18 protein-coding genes and 1 pseudogene are annotated in these 17,626 nt (G+C 33.9%); 11 read left to right on the top strand and 8 right to left on the bottom strand.

Annotation, left to right across the window (positions count from 1 at the left end; translation table 11 throughout):
• The 11 genes and pseudogenes from GSY47_RS05040 to GSY47_RS04990 all read left to right on the top strand — a co-directional run.
• A pseudogene (locus tag GSY47_RS05040) lies at positions 1-900 on the top strand (hypothetical protein); the annotation flags it as partial.
• Positions 901-905: 5 nt separating this feature from the next.
• Positions 906-1,334, top strand: coding sequence for a hypothetical protein (locus GSY47_RS05035; protein WP_179003557.1), 429 nt, complete (start codon positions 906-908; stop codon positions 1,332-1,334).
• A gap of 1,110 nt (positions 1,335-2,444) precedes the next feature.
• Positions 2,445-3,107: a hypothetical protein gene (locus GSY47_RS05030; protein WP_179003558.1), complete on the top strand. Its 663-nt coding sequence runs from the start codon at positions 2,445-2,447 to the stop codon at positions 3,105-3,107.
• Positions 3,082-3,477 (top strand): hypothetical protein, encoded by a 396-nt coding sequence (locus tag GSY47_RS05025; protein WP_179003559.1) that lies wholly within the window; start codon positions 3,082-3,084, stop codon positions 3,475-3,477. The genes GSY47_RS05030 and GSY47_RS05025 overlap by 26 nt, the downstream gene beginning before the upstream one ends.
• Positions 3,478-3,484: 7 nt before the next feature.
• Complete coding sequence (locus GSY47_RS05020) at positions 3,485-3,625, top strand: hypothetical protein (protein ID WP_179003560.1); 141 nt, start codon at positions 3,485-3,487, stop codon at positions 3,623-3,625.
• A gap of 4 nt (positions 3,626-3,629) precedes the next feature.
• Entirely contained in the window at positions 3,630-3,995 is a 366-nt protein-coding gene (locus GSY47_RS05015; RefSeq protein ID WP_179003561.1) for a hypothetical protein, read from the top strand.
• 74 nt (positions 3,996-4,069) lie between these two features.
• Positions 4,070-4,999 carry an RHS repeat-associated core domain-containing protein gene (locus GSY47_RS26135; RefSeq protein WP_246611268.1) on the top strand — a complete coding sequence of 310 codons (930 nt, stop codon included), beginning with the start codon at positions 4,070-4,072 and terminating at the stop codon, positions 4,997-4,999.
• Positions 5,000-5,014: 15 nt separating this feature from the next.
• Entirely contained in the window at positions 5,015-5,398 is a 384-nt protein-coding gene (locus GSY47_RS26130; protein WP_246611267.1) for a hypothetical protein, read from the top strand.
• Between the two features lie 279 nt (positions 5,399-5,677).
• Positions 5,678-6,127: a guanylate kinase gene (locus GSY47_RS05000; RefSeq protein ID WP_179003563.1), complete on the top strand. Its 450-nt coding sequence runs from the start codon at positions 5,678-5,680 to the stop codon at positions 6,125-6,127.
• A 145-nt stretch (positions 6,128-6,272) separates the two neighbouring features.
• Positions 6,273-6,632, top strand: coding sequence for a nuclear transport factor 2 family protein (locus GSY47_RS04995; protein WP_179003564.1), 360 nt, complete (start codon positions 6,273-6,275; stop codon positions 6,630-6,632).
• 111 nt (positions 6,633-6,743) lie between these two features.
• Entirely contained in the window at positions 6,744-7,781 is a 1,038-nt protein-coding gene (locus tag GSY47_RS04990; RefSeq protein ID WP_317197900.1) for a succinylglutamate desuccinylase/aspartoacylase family protein, read from the top strand.
• A gap of 2 nt (positions 7,782-7,783) precedes the next feature.
• Here the strand turns inward: GSY47_RS04990 and GSY47_RS04985 are convergent, their stop codons facing one another.
• The 8 genes from GSY47_RS04985 to GSY47_RS04950 form a co-directional block, all read right to left on the bottom strand.
• The gene (locus GSY47_RS04985; protein WP_219071134.1) at positions 7,784-9,511 is read right to left on the bottom strand and encodes a tetratricopeptide repeat protein; all 1,728 of its coding nucleotides are present in this window, start codon (positions 9,509-9,511) and stop codon (positions 7,784-7,786) included.
• A 316-nt stretch (positions 9,512-9,827) separates the two neighbouring features.
• The gene (gene pgl / locus GSY47_RS04980; RefSeq protein WP_179003566.1) at positions 9,828-10,544 is read right to left on the bottom strand and encodes a 6-phosphogluconolactonase; all 717 of its coding nucleotides are present in this window, start codon (positions 10,542-10,544) and stop codon (positions 9,828-9,830) included.
• Positions 10,525-12,066 carry a glucose-6-phosphate dehydrogenase gene (zwf, locus tag GSY47_RS04975; RefSeq protein WP_179003567.1) on the bottom strand — a complete coding sequence of 514 codons (1,542 nt, stop codon included), beginning with the start codon at positions 12,064-12,066 and terminating at the stop codon, positions 10,525-10,527. Before zwf ends, pgl begins: the two co-directional genes overlap by 20 nt.
• A gap of 29 nt (positions 12,067-12,095) precedes the next feature.
• Positions 12,096-13,505: an NADP-dependent phosphogluconate dehydrogenase gene (gndA, locus tag GSY47_RS04970; RefSeq protein ID WP_179003568.1), complete on the bottom strand. Its 1,410-nt coding sequence runs from the start codon at positions 13,503-13,505 to the stop codon at positions 12,096-12,098.
• A 628-nt stretch (positions 13,506-14,133) separates the two neighbouring features.
• Entirely contained in the window at positions 14,134-15,210 is a 1,077-nt protein-coding gene (locus tag GSY47_RS04965; RefSeq protein ID WP_179003569.1) for a calcium:proton antiporter, read from the bottom strand.
• 321 nt (positions 15,211-15,531) lie between these two features.
• On the bottom strand, positions 15,532-15,867 hold the full coding sequence (locus tag GSY47_RS04960) for a winged helix-turn-helix transcriptional regulator (RefSeq protein WP_179003570.1): 336 nt from the start codon (positions 15,865-15,867) through the stop codon (positions 15,532-15,534).
• 95 nt (positions 15,868-15,962) lie between these two features.
• Positions 15,963-16,367: a response regulator gene (locus tag GSY47_RS04955; protein ID WP_179003571.1), complete on the bottom strand. Its 405-nt coding sequence runs from the start codon at positions 16,365-16,367 to the stop codon at positions 15,963-15,965.
• Between the two features lies 1 nt (position 16,368).
• Complete coding sequence (locus GSY47_RS04950; protein ID WP_179003572.1) at positions 16,369-17,625, bottom strand: sensor histidine kinase; 1,257 nt, start codon at positions 17,623-17,625, stop codon at positions 16,369-16,371.
• Position 17,626: the final 1 nt, after the last annotated feature.

Here is a 17,626-nt window from a genome sequence, read left to right as displayed (position 1 = left end):
ACCCAGAATTTCAACCGTTATGGCTATGTACTAAACAATCCTTTAAAATACACCGACCAAAGGGGAGAGTTCTGGCAGTTTGCGGCTATAGCTTTGGTGGCATACATTTATGGAGGTGCAGCCACTGGCGAGGTGAACCCATTAAAGTGGAATATGCAGAATGTAATGGGAGCGTTATCAGGTATAGGTTCTGGTTTAGCGACTTCATACGCAACAGGAGCAACCAATAGTTATATTGATAATTACAATAATAAACCAGCTTTAGGAGCTAGTGCTATTGGAGCAGGATATGGAGATGTTAGTGCTATTTCAGGCGTTAGTGGTCTTACTGGAGCACCAGTATATGGTAATGATTCAAATGATAATGTAACTAATTGGTACGAGCCAGGTGGTAAAGTAAATTGGGCACTAGCTCTTGCTAGCAGTATAGGAGTAGTTAAAGGAGGTTTAAACTCAGAACAAATGTATGCTGACGGTATTAGAAGAGGAGTTAAAGTAAATTATGAGTTAACAGGCAGAAACCTTAGTATGTTTAGGGATGCTCCTGCAACAAAAGCATCTCTTCCTTTTTCCAAAGTGGGACAATGGGCAAAAACAGTTGGTAAAGGTTCTTTTTATTTTGGGCTTGTTATGGATGGTTTTGGTGTATGGAATTGGACAGAAAATCCAAATTCTCCCAATGCTGTTCATCCTGCAAAAGCGATTCTGAATACTTACATGGGAGCAACGGGTACTTGGGGGAGTTCAGCGATGGCTATTCCCTCTACACTTTATTTTGGTATAGATGCCTTTTATCCTAATGGCTGGAAAGGATTATCAATAGATCAGGAAAGTTTATATCGGGATAACAGAGCTATAAATCCAAATTATCAGGCTTTTCCTGGAGCAATGAAATTTTAAATATTATGAAGTCTATTAAAAAAAGTTATTATTATTTTTTCTATAAAATTTATCATTCTATATGGTATACTTCAAAAGCGTTTGGAGGAGAAACTCTTGTGTCATCTAAAGCGGGACTTGTTATGCTTGCTTTAGAGTTATGGATATTAATATCATTAGGTGCATACTATGCAGTTTATACAAAAACATTTACAGAGCTTACAATAACAAAGCCTATTGCTTATATACCAGTAATAGTACTTTTTGCATTTAATTATTTTACATTAGATTATAAAGATAAGTGGAAACAATATAACAATGAATTCGACAATTATTCTAAGAGAAAAAATTGTATTGCAGGCTGGATTGTGTTTGGAATAATTGTACTTATAATAACTAATTTTACATATTCACTTTATCTAATGAGTGAGATAGATTGGAGCAAGTATCGTTAGAGTAGTATTATGAAATTTATTAAAAAAAGTTATTATTATTTTTTCTATAAAATTTATCATTCCCCAATGTTGTTCATCCTGCAAAAGCGATTCTGAATACTTACATGGGAGCAACGGGTACTTGGGAGTTCAGCGATGGCTATTCCCTCTACACTTTATTTTGGCATAGATGCTTTTTATCCTCAAGGCTGGAAAGGATTAGCAACAGATTAGGAAAGTTTATATCGAGATAATAGAGCTATAAATCCAAATTATCAGGCTTTTCCTGGTGCAATGAAATTTTAAATATTATGAAATTTATCAAAAAAGGATATTATTATTTTTTCTATAAAATTTATTTTTCTATAAAATACACTTCGGAATTGTCTGGGGGGAATTTCTTACATTTTACAAGGCAGGATTTGTTATGCTTGCTTTGGAAACATGGATGTTATTTTCATTTGGAGCATATTATAAAATCTATACAAAAGCAAGTATACAACTTTCAATTTCAATGCCCGTAATCTACATACCTGCTATTCTACTTTTAGCTTTTAATTATTATACATTAGATCCGATCGCTCAGATATGTAGACAACGATAGCGCGGAAATTTTTTCCGTGCCCATAAAGTATATCTACAAAGTGAGAGAAAAAAATGTGAAAACCAATAAGATTTGACAATTGGAACGGGCACGGATTGCAAATCCGCGCTATCGGGATTATTAGTTTAATTATAGAAATGGAATTATATGATAGAAATTTATAAATATATTTATTATAATATTTATTCATCAAGTGCAAAATATAACGTGTCGCCTGAAATACCAGTAATTGGATATGTGTCTTTTGTACAAACAAATAACATACTTAGTTTAATATATCTTTTTTTGTTTTTTACAAAATGTATTAAAAGGTTTAATCTTCCAATAGTGTATTTAATTATTCAAGTTGTTTTGTTCGTTATAAATTATTATTATTTCATAAACTGCAAAAAAGGAGATTTGATTCTTCAAAATAAAAAATATTCGTTAGGTAGATTGTCTTTTTTGACAGATGTTTATTTGTTTTTATCAGTTATGTTAACTGGATTTACAGGATATTTATTTCAAGAATTTTAAAATTTTCTGTTTTGGGAGCAAGTGCGGTTGAACCAGCTTGGTATGCAGATTTGCACCCGTTTGCGGAGGAAAAAGATTTTAATTTTAAATATGATTCTAATAATGTTTATAAAGATGAAGGCATATTCGGGCTTAAAAACGGAGATATTGCTACTATTGGTGTGTTGTCAGGCGGTTTAAGCGGTTTAATGAATAAGCTCTCTGTTGTAAAATTTCACAATGCTACCCCAGCTGGTAAATTTGCAGTAAACTTTAATGGTTCAATGCGTTATTGGTCAGATTCATTTAAAGGGGGGACTAGGTTAAATATTCCAAGTTCTTTTGTTCAAACAGCAAAAAACAGTTCCAATTCTTTGAAGTTAGCATCTAAATTTGGTGGATATGCAAGTATTACAGGTTCTTATTTGGGGTATTATGGAGCAGCAGAAAATTTATATAATAAAAATTACTATGGAGCTGTCTCAGAATTTGGTGGGACATATTTGGGAAATTTCCTTGCTAAAAGATATGGCAGTGATGTTGGAATAGCTTGGACTATTGGATGGAATGTTTTAGGACCATGGTTAACAAATACAGAAGTTTATAATAGATTCTTTTTTGGTAAAGATTCAGCTGTTTATCAGAATCTCGAAATAAAAAATGGATGGTATGAAAGTAAAATTTTTAAAGATTAAGATGTTAAAGATTTATAAATATATTTATTATGCATCTTTTCTCCAGAGTAGAAAAGTTAATGCAGCTCCTGAAATTACAGTTTATAGTTATCTATGTTTTATCCAAACTAGCAATGTTATAACAATCTTAAACGCTTTATTGGTTCTTACAAAGATGAATGTAAATTATGATGTTAGATTGTTTGCTGCTATTGGACCAATATTTTTTTATTTTATTAATTATTATTATTTCAGTAAAAAAGGTAACGGTAAAAAGATAATTAAAGATCAAGGATATTCACTAGGGAAGTATTCTTTTTTATTAGATGTTTTTGGGTTTGTATCTTTTATGATGGTGGTGGCTACATATTATGTTTACAAAGAGTTTTGATTTTTTATTGAAAAAGAATATTTGGAATATTCCGATGGTAACAAATAGCGAGCCATATAATAAATTCTTTTTTGGAAGGAATTCGGCTGTTTATCAATATCTTGAAATGAAAAACGGATGGTATGAAAGTAAGATTTTTAAAGATTAATTTTATGAAAATTTATAAATATATCTATTATGCAACTTTTTTACAAAGTAGAAAAAGAAATACTGCTCCTGAAATACCTGTTTATGCATTACTGTCTTTAGTACAAACGAATAATTTAATAGTTATCATTAATTTGTTTTTGTTTTTAACAAAAGTAGATATTAACTATGATATTAGAAAAATAGGAATTGTAGGTTCGATAACTTTTTATGTTATAAATTATTATTATTTCAGCTTGAGGGGTAATGGAAGTAAGATAATAAATGATAAAAATTATTCGCTAGGACAAAAATCTTTTTGGCTCGATATTTTTAGTTTTATGTCATTTTTTTTGACAGCATTGACATATTATTTTTATAAAGAATTGTGATGCATTGTTTGGATTAACAGTCTTAGATTGCGGTTGCAGGCCACGAACATTTGCAGAGTGTAGGGCTTATCAATATGAATGGTCGTTTATACGACCCTCAATTGCATCGTTTTTTACAGCCCGACAATAATGTCCAAGATCTTTTTGATACCCAGAATTTCAACCGTTATGGCTATGTACTAAACAATCCTTTAAAATACACCGACCAAAGCGGAGAGTTCTGGCAGTTTGCGGCTATAGCTTTGGCGGCATACATTTATGGCGGAGCAGCTACTGGCGAGGCGAACCCATTAAAGTGGAATATGCAGAATGTAATGGGAGCGCTTTCTGGTATAGGTTCTGGTTTGGCGACTTCATACGCAACAGGAGCAACAAATAGTTATATTGATAATTACAATAATAAACCAGCTTTAGGAGCAAGTGCTATTGGATTAGGATACGATGATTTGCATTCGTTTGTTAATAATAATTCTAAAGATGAGTTTGATTTTAAAACAGCAAATAATATTGGAGATACAAGACCATTAATACAGCAATATAACGAACATCCTAGAGAGCCTTATGAAGAATATGATTCAAAAGGTGCATTTTTCACATTTTTGGCAACAGATTTAACAATAGGACAGCATGTAATGTTTAATAAAGATACTTGGTATAGTTTAAAAACTATGAAAAGCTATGGGCAACATTTTAATGGAAATGGAGCTACAGGAGGCAAAGTCGCTTCGGCATTAAAAATGTCAAATAAGCTGAAATGGGGAGGACGAGGTATTGGGGCTTATAATGCATGGTCAATTTATGATTCTTATAGTAATAATGAAATTAATGAGTTTACTTTCGTGACAGAACAATCATCAAATGCTTATGCTACTTTTGGTGGCTCATATGGAGTAGCATGGGGTATTGGTTGGGAAGCAGGAAGGTGGATAACAACTTGGAATTCTTATCAGAAATGGAAACGAGAAACTGTATTGCCATGGAGAAGAGAGAAATTCGGATATTAAATTTATATGTTTTTTATGGATGTTATATATTATTATTGTTACCTATTTTATAAAAAAATCTTAAAAGAAGATGAGCCTCATGCTTTAACAGTCTGGGCTTTAGGTGCTGGAGAGGGTTTTTTTGTAGGTTCTATTATCAATATCTTTTTAATTCGCTTTTTTTGTTTTAAAATGGATAAGTGGTTAATGATTGGAATTAGCGTTTTGTTTTTATTGATTAATTATTTTTATTTTTTTAAATCTAAAAGATCTTTAAGAATCATAAAAGAAAAACCTCTTTTTTTTGGAAGTTCTAAGATTTCAAAAATTTTGACCATAGCTTTTTTTGTTGTTATAATATCTTCAATGTTCTGGGGAGCTATATACGCAAAATATCTTTTACAAACTTATTGTAGATAAAAGTGTAGGTAATGTATCAAATGTGTTGGTAGCCCGATCGCTCAGATATGTAGACAACGATAGCGCGGAAATTTTTTCCGTGCCCATAAAGTATATCTACAAAGTGAGAGAAAAAAAATTGAAAACAAATAAGATTTGACAATTGGAACGGGCACGGATTGCAAATCCGCGCTATCGGGGAAATCTAAAGAAGAAAGACATTCTCTCATCTTGAAATATATTTGCTATAAGTGTAAGAATAATGAGGTTTTAAAAAAGAATCTACAAAAATAACTGAGAATGATGAAAAGAGGTCTATATGCCAAGCATAGGGGAATACATTGCAGATTTTGGGAATCTGGCAATAGTTATGTTTTACAAACAGATTATAGCGAGGAACTATTAAGTAAAGGCTTTAAAAAATATGATGATATAGAATTAAAAGATAAAGTATATAAAGAGGTTGCTTTTATTGATATTGAAAGCGCTTTTGAAGTAAGTACATTTTGCACTTATAAAGGTTTTAAGTTTTTCGTTGAGAGTATATTAGATAAGGGAATTTATGTAATTAGACCTTTAGCAGAAGCACAGATTCATTTTAAGGATTTTGAACGTCATGGCTATGATCCTGTTTATGAAGTTGAAGAAAGTGAAATAGAAGAAGTATGGGAAGAACGAAAACCTATAGATGAATTTTTATTTGATACAGAACCAATTGTTTATATTAAAAAGATAGAAAAAATAGAATAGTTAAACTCATTTTGTATGTTTGGTTTTATCAATAACCCGCTCAAATTGATAACCAATTTTATAACTCTAATTTTTTCAACACTATATTATTTTGATAAGAAATATTTCTACTTTAGTTAGATAGAAAAACGTAAAGAATAAAATCATGTTAAATCAGCATAAAGAAGTAATTAGAAAGGCATATAATGCTTTCAACGAAAGGAATATCGATAATTGTTTGTCTACCATGCAGGAAGATGTTCAATGGTCAAAAGCTTGGGAAGGCGGTTATATTAGCGGGCACGAAGAAATCAGGCAATATTGGACAAGACAATGGGCTGAAATTAATCCGAAAGTAGAACCTATAGGTTTTGTAGAAAGAGACAACGGAAGTCTGGAAGTGCTGGTGCAGCAAAACGTAAAAGATCTGCAAGGTAGTTTAATTTTTGACGGATTGGTAAAACATGTTTATACTTTTGAAGATGGTTTAATCAAAACTATGGATATTGAATTAGTGGAGAATTAATTTTATTATCATAATTTAAAGATGAAACCAAAGCAGTAAACTTCTTTATCTTTGCGTTTTAAAAACAAATGATAGGAACCCCTTCTTTTTCCTATCAAAATAGAATAAAACGTGAATAACTTAAAGCTTTTTGCAATACAATTACTGCTGATTATGCCCATAATTGGTTTCAGTCAAAATCTAGACAAAATACTAAAAGAAAATACAGGTAAACGAACCGATACATTAGTGTACCTCAAAACCGATCCGCCTTACAATTATATTCCATTAACTATTATTTCAGGAAAAGACAAAGGGCCAGTTTTTACCATTGTTGCAGGAATTCATGGTTACGAATATCCGCCAATAACAGCAGTTCAGGAATTAATTAAAGAAATTGATCCTAAGAAGCTAAAAGGAACCCTAATTGTGATTCCAATTGCGAATGTAGCTTCATTTTACAAAAGAACACCATTTGTAAATCCGCTTGACGGGAAAAATTTAAATAACGCTTTTCCAGGTTCCGAGTCGGGAACTATTACGGAGCAGATTGCGAATTATATAACGAAACAGATTATTCCGTTTTCGGATGTTTTTCTAGATATACACGGAGGCGATGCCAATGAAGATTTATTGCCTTTTGTCTGTTATTACAACAATACTACTGAAGAAAAGAAAACACTTTTAAGCAGTAAGCTTTCGGAGATTTCAGGAATCAATCATATTGTTTCGTATCCTTACACCATTACCAAAACAGAGCCAGCAAAATATGCTTTCAAAAAGGCTTCTCAAGACGGAAAAACCGCTTTAAGTATCGAAGCAGGAAAACTGGGAAATGTTCAGCCAAAATCGGTTGGCTTAATAAAAAACGCCGTTTATAATATGTTAAGTTACATGGCGATTTATTCAATTGAAAAAGTTCCTGTAAAAAATCCCTCAGCTGTTTATTTGAACAATCAAGAATATGTAAAATCAGAGTATAACGGAATTTTCCACAGCAGTTTGAAAAGTGGCGATTACATTAAAAAAGGGGATAAAATCGTATATATTTCAGATGAATTTGGTCAGCTTCTAACAGAAATCAAATCACCAGCAACCGGCGTTATTTTGTATAAAATTGGTACTCCACCTGTGAATAAGGGAGAGACTGTTTTTTGTATTGGGTATTGATTTTACTCCACAATACTAGAAGAAGACTTAATCTGTACATCAGCAAATTTCCACGAATTATCAAAAGAGGTTTTAATTTTCAAAGCCTCTTTTTCTTTTTTCTGTAGTGTTAAAGCATTATAAAGCCCGATTAAGGAAAAGCCGTTTTTGGGTAATGTTTTTAAATCTTGTTTGTATATTTTTTCAGCTTCGGCAAATTTTCTAGCTTTTAATAAAACAGCTCCTAAATAATGTCTAACAGAGAAAAACCAATCAGGTGGTTCGTTGTAGTTTAAATGATCTTCAATTGCTACAGCTTTATATAAAAATGAAATAGATTGGTTTAAATTGTTCTTTTTAGCTTCAATTGCGCCCGAAAGTACATTAGAGGCAATTTCAACAAGATCATAAGTTGTATTGATATTCCAAATAGTAATCTCTTTTAAAGTTTTATCTTTTGCTAAAGTATTGAGAGCATTGAGTTGTTTTTCGGCATTAATGAGATCATTTTTTCCAAGATACGCCATTCCTTTTGCATAATGCCAGATTGCTTTTGGATAAACAATATCGTCTTTAGGTTCTGGAAGTCCCATAATCTTGTCCCACATGGAGAATTTTACCGCTATGTAATACGGAATGCTATAATAATGCTGTAAAGTGCCCCAGCCAGCCTCACGCATGATTTTTGGAGAAATATGTTCCTGCAGCTTCAATGCCGATTCCCAAGCCAATTTTGAATTTCCTTCTAAAGCCGCGGTTGCCGTTAAAAAATGATAATTATGCGGATAATAGGCAAGAGGATAAGCGCCTTGTGCATGACAGGCAGTTGTATAAAGACTGTCAATTCTAATGGCTTCAATGTTTGAAAGAGTTCCATCATGATAATCTCCGGTACGAATGTAAATATGAGAAGGCATATGTATCAAATGCCCAGATCCAGGAACTAAAGTTTCCAGCAATTTGGCACTTTGCATCGCTTTTTCAGGATGCGAAGAAGCTTCTAAAGCATGCACTAAAAAATGATGCGCTCCGGGATGTTTTGGATTCTTTTTAATCAATTCGTTTAAAACCTGAAGTATCTCTGGAGTCCATTTTTTAGGTATTTCGGTATCTTTTTCATACAAGTCCCAGGGATGCAGATTCATTAAAGATTCGGCATAAAGCGCTCCGATATCAGGATAAGAGGAAAATTTAGCATAAACTTTTTTCATGGCTTCCGCGTAAGCGATATCCAACGGTTTTCTATCTGCTGGAGGTTTTGCAGCGTATCGAGTAGTCAGCGCATTTATTAAGGCAATCTCTTGAGGCATACATTTAGCAGAAAGTTTTTTGGCTTTCTGTGCAGCATCATAAGCTCTTTCAAAATTGTCTTCTTCCATTCCGGCATTGTAATTTGGCCCTAAAACATAAGCAAAACCCCAATAGGCCATAGCGCAATTCGGATCGATTCGTGTGGCTTCATAAAAAGACCGCGCGGCCTCGGCGTGATTAAATCCATAGGCCAGCATTAATCCCTGATTAAAATATTGCTGAGCCTCTGGATTATTGGTGGAAATTTTAAAAGTCACATCATCCAAACCTTCAAATTTGGGTGCTTTTTTGTTTTGTGTGTACCAATCTTTATCATTGGTTTGGGGCACAAAACAGCTTTTTACAGCATTTACTTTATCAACTGATTTGGGTTCAGTGTTTTTATCTTTAAAACAAGTCAAAAGAAGAAAAACAGCCATTAGGGAGTAATTATATTTCATTGCAAAATGGATTTGAAATTATATAATCAGTATAAAAGCCTTGAAGAATAAAAATGGAGGTGTATAATCTAAGATATTGATTAGGAGTATATTAAAAACAAAATTAAGGAAAAAAAGAATATGTTTTGTAAATAATTGTTTTTCAGTGTTTTGTGTTTGTTTGATTTTGCTTAAGTGTTTTTTCCCGCAGATTTAGCAGATTCAGCGGATTTTTTTTATTTAATCTCCAAAATCTGCTAAATCTGCGGGAGAAAATAAAAAAATAAGGTCTATACTTTTCAGCATAGACCCCACGGACGCACCACAAAACAGCATCTTAGTTTTTCCCAGCAGCTACTTTATCTACCAAAAACAATAATTCACCAGAAAGGGGCTTAATCAATTGCATTGGATATAAAGTTGGATTGTATTCACCAGTTGTAACCTCTTTTAAAGCGTTGATTTTCTTTTCTCCAAAAGCTACTACTACAATCTTTTCGGCTTTGTTGATTAATGGAGCTGTAAGCGTAATACGATACATTTTCTGAGGAGCTAAATAATAAGCATCAACCCATTTGGTCTGCTCTTGCAAAACCGCTTCGCCTGGAAAAAGAGATGCCGTGTGTCCGTCGTCTCCCATTCCTAATAAAATCAGGTCAAATGTACCTTCTTCGCCTAAAACAGTTCTAATCGATTTTTCATATTCAACAGCATAATCTTCAGGTGTAACACCGTCTTTATACATTTCAAAAATGTTTTCCTGCGGAATAGGAACGTGGCTTAATAAGGTTGAGTAAGACATTTTAGCATTGCTCAAATCATCATTAAGTGGCACCCAGCGTTCATCTCCCCAAAAGATAAAAACCTTGCTCCATTCGATTTTATTTTTGTAAGCATCAGAAGCTAATAATTTATAAATTCCTGCTGGAGACGAACCTCCTGTAAGAACAGCTGTAAATTTGCCTTTTGCAGTAATAGCTTTTTGAGCCGATTCTATAAAAAGATTTGCTGCTTCAATATTAATTTCGTCTGTGTTATTGTATATCTGTACCATCTAAAACTTCTTCTTCTTTTTTAACGTTTTGTGTGTTCGGAATCCATTTGTGTCCCTGGCGTGCCAATAATTCATCGGCTTCTTCTGGTCCCCAGCTTCCCGCTTTATAATTTGGGAAATTGGCTGGAGGAGTAGTTTTCCACACCTGCTGAATCGTATCAATTGCGTCCCAAGCTTCTTCAACCTGATCCCAACGCATAAATAGGGTAGGATCGCCTAATAAAGCATCGGCCAATAAAGTTTCATAAGCTTCTGGAGACATGGTTGAACAGGCGAAATAATCAAAAACCATTTCGGCTGGTCTTAAAGACATCGATAAACCAGGTTTTTTAGTCATGAACTGCAATTTAATATCCATTGCCGGCTGAATATTGATAATCAAACGGTTTGGGGTCATGCCACCTTTTCCGTAAGAGAATGCTGAATGCGGTACTGGTTTAAATTGGATGATAATTGAAGACTGTTTTTCTTCCATTCTTTTTCCAGAACGTAAATAAAACGGAATTCCCTGCCATCTCCAGTTGTCCAGATAAATTTTCATTGCCACATACGTTTCTGTATTAGAATCTGGTGCAATTCCTTTATCTTGACGGTAACCTGGAACTGGTTTTCCGTTGATTTCTCCTGCATCGTATTGACCTCTTACAATATAATGATCTACTTCTTCAGGTTTGATGCGGCGAATTGATTTTAAAACATCTGCTTTTCGGTTTCTGATGTCGTCTGCTGCAAGTGAGGCAGGAGCTTCCATAGCCGTCATACATAAAATTTGAAACAAATGGTTCTGAATCATATCTTTTAAAGCACCGACACCTTCATAAAAACCGCCTCGTTCTTCAACGCCGACTTCTTCTGCAACAGTAATCTGTACAAAATCAATAAAATTACGGCTCCATAATGGTTCAAACATCGAATTTCCAAAACGGAAAGCCAAAATATTCTGCACCGTTTCTTTTCCTAAATAATGGTCGATTCTATAAATCTGCTCTTCTTTGAAAGTCTGCGAAAGCATTTCGTTCAATTCAATGGCAGAAGATTTGTCATAACCAAAAGGTTTTTCAATAATAATACGGTCTTGTTTGGCATTCGCCGCAAGGCCAATTTTCTTGATATTGCTTGAAATTGTTGAGATAAATGAAGGTGCAATCGAGAAATAGAAAAGACGATTGGCACGTTCGCCAAAAGCCAGATCAAAATTGTTGATTTTTTCGTTTAACCCAATGTATGATTCTTCTTTGTCTATATCAAGACTGTGATAGGTTATGTGATTAAGAAACTTTTCTGTTTCTGCATCCGAAAGTCCTTTTTTTCTAGAAAAAGTATTCAGGTTTTCTAAAACGTAAGAGCGGAATTCCTCATCGCTTTTTTGGGCTCTACCCAAAGCGATAATCTGAAACTTCTCAGACATACGTCCGTCGAGGTACAGATTTTGAAATGCGGGAAAGAGCTTTCTCTTCGCCAGATCTCCGGTTCCTCCAAAAATTACGATAATCGTTGGATTTATTGTTTTATTCTTAGTCATTTTGTGTGGTTGTGTTGTTTTAGTTTTTGTTATTCAGCCCATTGGGTGTGGAAAACACCTTCTGCATCAATACGTTCGTAGGTATGCGCCCCGAAGAAATCACGTTGTGCCTGAATTAAATTTGTTGGCAGATTAGCAGATCTGTAAGCATCAAAATAAGCCAGCGAATTCATTAATCCCGAAGCAGGAATTCCTTTTTGAACTGCAAACTGAATTACAGCACGCATTCCAGCTTGGTTTTGGGTTAATTTTGAAGCTATTCCATTATCTAAAAGCAAGTTTGGTAAATCTGATTTTGCTACGTATGCTTTTCTGAAATCTTCTAAAATAGTGGCACGAATGATGCATCCGCCACGCCAGATTTTGGCAACAGTTTCTAGATTTAATCCGTAGTTGTATTCTTTAGAAGCCGTGTGAAGCTGTGCTAAACCTTGAGCATAAGTTACAACGATAGAAAAGTATAAAGCCGATTTTAAAGCCGCAATGGCTTCGCTTGCATTTATGTCAGCTGTATTGGCATTCCAAACTAATTTTTGAGCTGCTTCAATTCTTTCTGGTTTCGTTTTAGACATATCGCGCATGTTAACTGCAGCATCGATAGTTGGAACTGGAACTTGTAGATCCATTGCGTTTTGCGAAGTCCATTTTCCTGTTCCTTTTGATTTTGCCCAATCCGAAATTTTATTGATTAAAAGACTTCCGTCTGCATCTTCTTGTTTAAGGATTTTTCCAGTGATTTCAATTAGATAGGATCTTAAATCATCTGTTTGGTTCCATTCTTCAAAAGTTTTCTGAATCGTAGTATCATCCAAATTATAACCTCTTTTCATTAAGTCATAAATCTCAGAAATTAACTGCATGATTCCGTATTCAATTCCGTTATGAACCATTTTTACGTAGTTTCCAGCAGAACCGTTTCCTAGATATTCTACACAAGGTTCACCTTCAACTTTTGCTGCGATCGCTTCAAAAATTGGACGAAGTCTTTCATACGCTTTTTGATCGCCGCCTGGCATCATAGCAGGACCAAAACGAGCTCCTTTTTCACCGCCCGAAATTCCCATTCCAAAGAAGTGGATTCCTTTTTCAGACAATTCTAAGAATCTTCTGTCTGTATCTGTAAAAAAAGTATTTCCACCGTCAATTATAATGTCTCCTTTATCTAAGTGAGGCAGTAAGCTTGCAATAGCGCTGTCAACTGGTTTTCCTGCAGGAACCAATAACATAATTGCTCTTGGCTGCTGCATAAGCTCTACAAAATGTTTTACATCTGTAGTAGCTTCAATAGTGTGATTGGCATCGGCTTCTTGTTGAAGAGAGTTGACTTTTTCTGTGTCTAAGTCTAAACCTGCAGCCGCAAAGTTATGGCTGGCGATATTTAAAAGTAAGTTACGGCCCATTACACCGAGTCCTACAATTCCAAAATCAAATTTGCTCATAGTTTTCAATTAACTAAATTATTAGAAGAAATGTTTTAGCAGCAAAAAAGTAAGAGAAAGTATGGTAATTCTTTTTCATTCAATGTTTTGCAGCAAAACAAAGTTTATTTTAATCTTACATTTCAAAATGTAGAGCGCTAAGTTAGAGAAAAATGCTGAAAAATAAGGGGTAAAATCGTTCACTTTTGGTCTTTATTGTGATACTTTATAGGTGTTGAAAACACACTTATAAGGCTGTTTTTGAACTATATCGTTGTAATTAAAAATGGTATACTAATTTTTTAAACACATAGAGACATAGTTTTTTGGAACGCTTAAAAAGGCATTTCATTTTCAATAAATAACATAGCTATATGTGTTTATCCCAATTGCCTTAAACTTTGTCAAAGTTTCTTACACTTTTGGTTTCGAACTTTGACAAAGTTGAATTCGTGCTGCATATTTTTTAAACACATAGAGACATAGCTTTTTAGAACGCTTAAAAAAAGGTATTTCATTTTTAATAAATAACATAGCTGTGTGTTGAACACAATCGCAAAGCTATGTGTTAGAAACTAGTTTCTTTCTGCATTCTGTTTTTATATAAACAGAAGATAAATTCTATGTTTCTATGTGTTTAACACAAAATTTAAGGATAAATCATCAAAAACATAAAAGCAAACAAATTCACTAAAAGCACAACGCCATAAACAATATTCGATTTTCCTTTGCTGAGAGAAAGCATTACCGTAAAAACAGACAAAGCCAAAAGCACAATCGATTTAATATCGAGTCCCAAAACAATCGGCATTCCCATAATAATACAAACTGCAGCGACACTCGGAATTGTTAATCCGATACTGGCTAGGGCAGAACCTAAAGCTAAGTTTAAACTCGTCTGTAATCTGTTTTTTCTGGCCGCAATAATAGCTGCAATCGCTTCGGGTAATAAAATGATAATCGCGATAATAACACCAACTAATGATTTTGGAAGATTATAGCCTATAATAATAGTTTCAATTGTAGGCGAGAGCGTTTTGGCTAACAAAACGACAATTCCTAAACTGACTAAAAGAAAAACAAGACTGGTATAAAATGTTTTATTATTGATTTCGATTGGATGTGTTTTGGATTCATCTTCATTCGTTCCATTTGTCAAAAAATATTGACGGTAACCTTTTGTCTGTGCGAATAAAAAAGAGCCGTAAATAACCAGACAGGCAATAGAAGCAAAGATTAATTGAGGTGTTGAATAATAAGAACCGTGAACACTTTCGGTAAATGTAGGAAACACTAAAGTGAAGACAATAATCGAAATCAAAGAAACTAAGCCAATGGTTACAGAAGAAGTCGAAAAATTCTGTTCATAATGTTTGATGCTTCCAATAAGAAGACACAATCCGATAATACCATTTAGAATCAGCATTGTGGCCGCATAAACTGTATCTCTGGCTAAAGAAGCAGCTTCTGATCCTTCAGAAAGCATTAAAGAGACAATTATAGAAACTTCGATTACAGTAATAGAAATAGCCAAAATTATGGTTCCGTAAGGTTCTCCCACACGTTCTGCAATGATTTCAGAATGATGAACGGCTGACATTACACTAAGAATAAGCAATATACTCGCAGCAATTTGAAAAACACTGCTATCTTTTATCAGTCCTGTAAATAGGAGAACCCACGAGAGGATCGGGATAATGATGGTCCACTGTAATAATTGTTTCATTTTTTGTAGTTTTTAAAATTGATAGCAATAATGCCGATAGGGCCAACAGAATCGGCTTTTGTCTTTTCTGTAAGATAGGGCTTTTATAGCTAAAAATCATAAAAAACTACATTTTTAAGCACTTTTTAAGTTTTTTACATTATGCTTTTATTATTCTTTAGTCAAAATGTTGTTGTGCTGTTAAGAGTTCTGGATGATTTAATTTCGGTGCTAATTTTTTTATTTAGGCTATGCGTATTTCTCCCGCAGATTTAGCTGATCAAGCAGTTTTTTTTTGACTTGTATAATCTGCGAAATCTGCAAAATCTGCGGGACAATATTTTAAGAGTTTCGAATAATCTCTTTTCGGTGCGATTTTCCCCATTTTATCATTTCTTCAATTACAGGAGCAAAAGATTTACAATATGGTGTTGATTCGTATTTAACTTGAATTTCAGCATCGCGGTCTTCGGTTCTTTTAATGAGCATATTGAGTTCCATTTCTTTCAATTCTCTCGAAAGCATGCGCGTTGTAATTCCGGGAATACTACGTTCAATTTCCCTGAAACGATTGTTTCCGTTGCAAATGGAGTTTATAATCGGTAATCGCCATTTACCGCCTAAAACATGTAAAGTGTCCTGAAGCGCCTGTACTTCTTCTTTCTGATTTCTTTCCATAACAAAACAGCATTAATTTAAAATATTCTGGTTACAAAGTTATACCATAATTTTAAAATAATGAGAGAAAAGTTATTTCAGGACTTGAAACAAATTTACGCTTCAATAATACTTAAAATAGTTTTCGGAATTTCAGCGAAAGCTTCAAAAGAATACGGTTTAATCAGATACGCTTTTACACCCAGATCATCACATTTTTCTTTGTAAGATGGATTAATGCTCGTTGAATACACAAAACATGGAATGTTTTTTAATTCATTAGTATTAAGGATTTCTTGTAAAGCTTCAATACCGTCAATAATGGGCATATTGATATCTGTAAGAATAACGTCGGGATTTTCGTTTGAAGGATTTTTAAGATAAGTAAGCAGTTCTTCGCCATTGGCAACAAGGCTGACTTTGCTGAAATTGGGATTATTGGTAAAAGTTTCTGTGATAACATCGGCGTCGTCCATGTCATCTTCGGCAATTATGATATGTAAGTTGTATTTTTGTGGCATTTTATACGATTGGGAAGTAAAGATTAAATGTTGTGCCCTCGTTCAATGTGCTTTCAACGGTAATGTTTCCAGAATGGTTTTCCATTATCTTTTTACAGATCGCGAGACCAATACCGTTTCCTGAATATTCATTTCGGGCATGCAGACGCTGAAAAATGATAAAGATTTTAAGCAAGTGGTTTTCTTCCATTCCAATACCATTGTCTTTAATCTGCACTTTTACAAATTTAGCATTTTGATTTGGTATTTCAGCATCTAAATTTTCTTCCTGCAAAATTTCTATTATGGGAGCAATATTTGCTTTGCTGTATTTGATCGCATTTGAAATAAGATTCGAAAAAAGCTGTCTCATCTGTACTCTGGAAGCCTTAATTATGGGTAGTTTTCCAGTTTTGATATGTGCTTTTTTATCTGCTATTACAACTTCAAAATCTTCAATAACCTGAGCAATTATAGTTTCCAGATTTATTTCAGTACGTTCTTCCTGCGCCGTGTGTGAGGAATATTGAACCAAATCATCGACAAGCGAATTCAAACGTAAGGCCGATAATTTCATCACGTTTATGGCTTTTGCATCGGCTTCTTTAAAATAACTTCCGTCAATTCTGCTGGTATTCATGACGATTTTCCGCAACGGTTCTTTCAAATCGTGCGAGATCACATGAATAAATTCTTCCAGATTGCGATTGGTTTTATTTAACTCATGTATTTTCTCTTCTAATTCTTTCTGATGGCGAATTAAAGCTTCTTCGTGCTTTTTCTTTTCCGTCAAATCTGTAATTACAATACCAATTGCTTCTACGGCAGGTTCAAGGTCAGTTAAGGCAATATAAGCTGGAAAAGTTTTTTTTTCGTTTTCCGATTTTAAAAGAATTTCATGTTTGGTAATGCCATATCGAAGCGCTTCAATTAAAGAAGCAAATTGTTCCGGGTTGTCAAAATATTCATTAAGATAATTTCCTATTATCTTCTCTGAAGGAAGGCCAACTAATTTTGAAAACTGCTCGTTACAATACAATATAAGTCCTTTTCTGGTAATGCTTAATGCGCCCTGTCCAAATTTTTCAATAAGAAGACGATAGGTGTAATCGGCAGTTTCCAGAGAATAAATCTCGGGAACTCCGTTACTACTTACCACAAGCGCATCGACATCTCCTTGTTTTATGGCATTAACAATGCTGTTTGATTCATAAAGTTCTTCCTTTAATGATTCAATTTCTGCTAATAAATCGGCTATATCTTTTTTATTCTCCTTCAAA

This window comes from Flavobacterium quisquiliarum (assembly GCF_019308285.1).
GTDB lineage: Bacteria > Bacteroidota > Bacteroidia > Flavobacteriales > Flavobacteriaceae > Flavobacterium > Flavobacterium quisquiliarum.
This window is presented reverse-complemented; position numbering and strand designations above follow the sequence as displayed.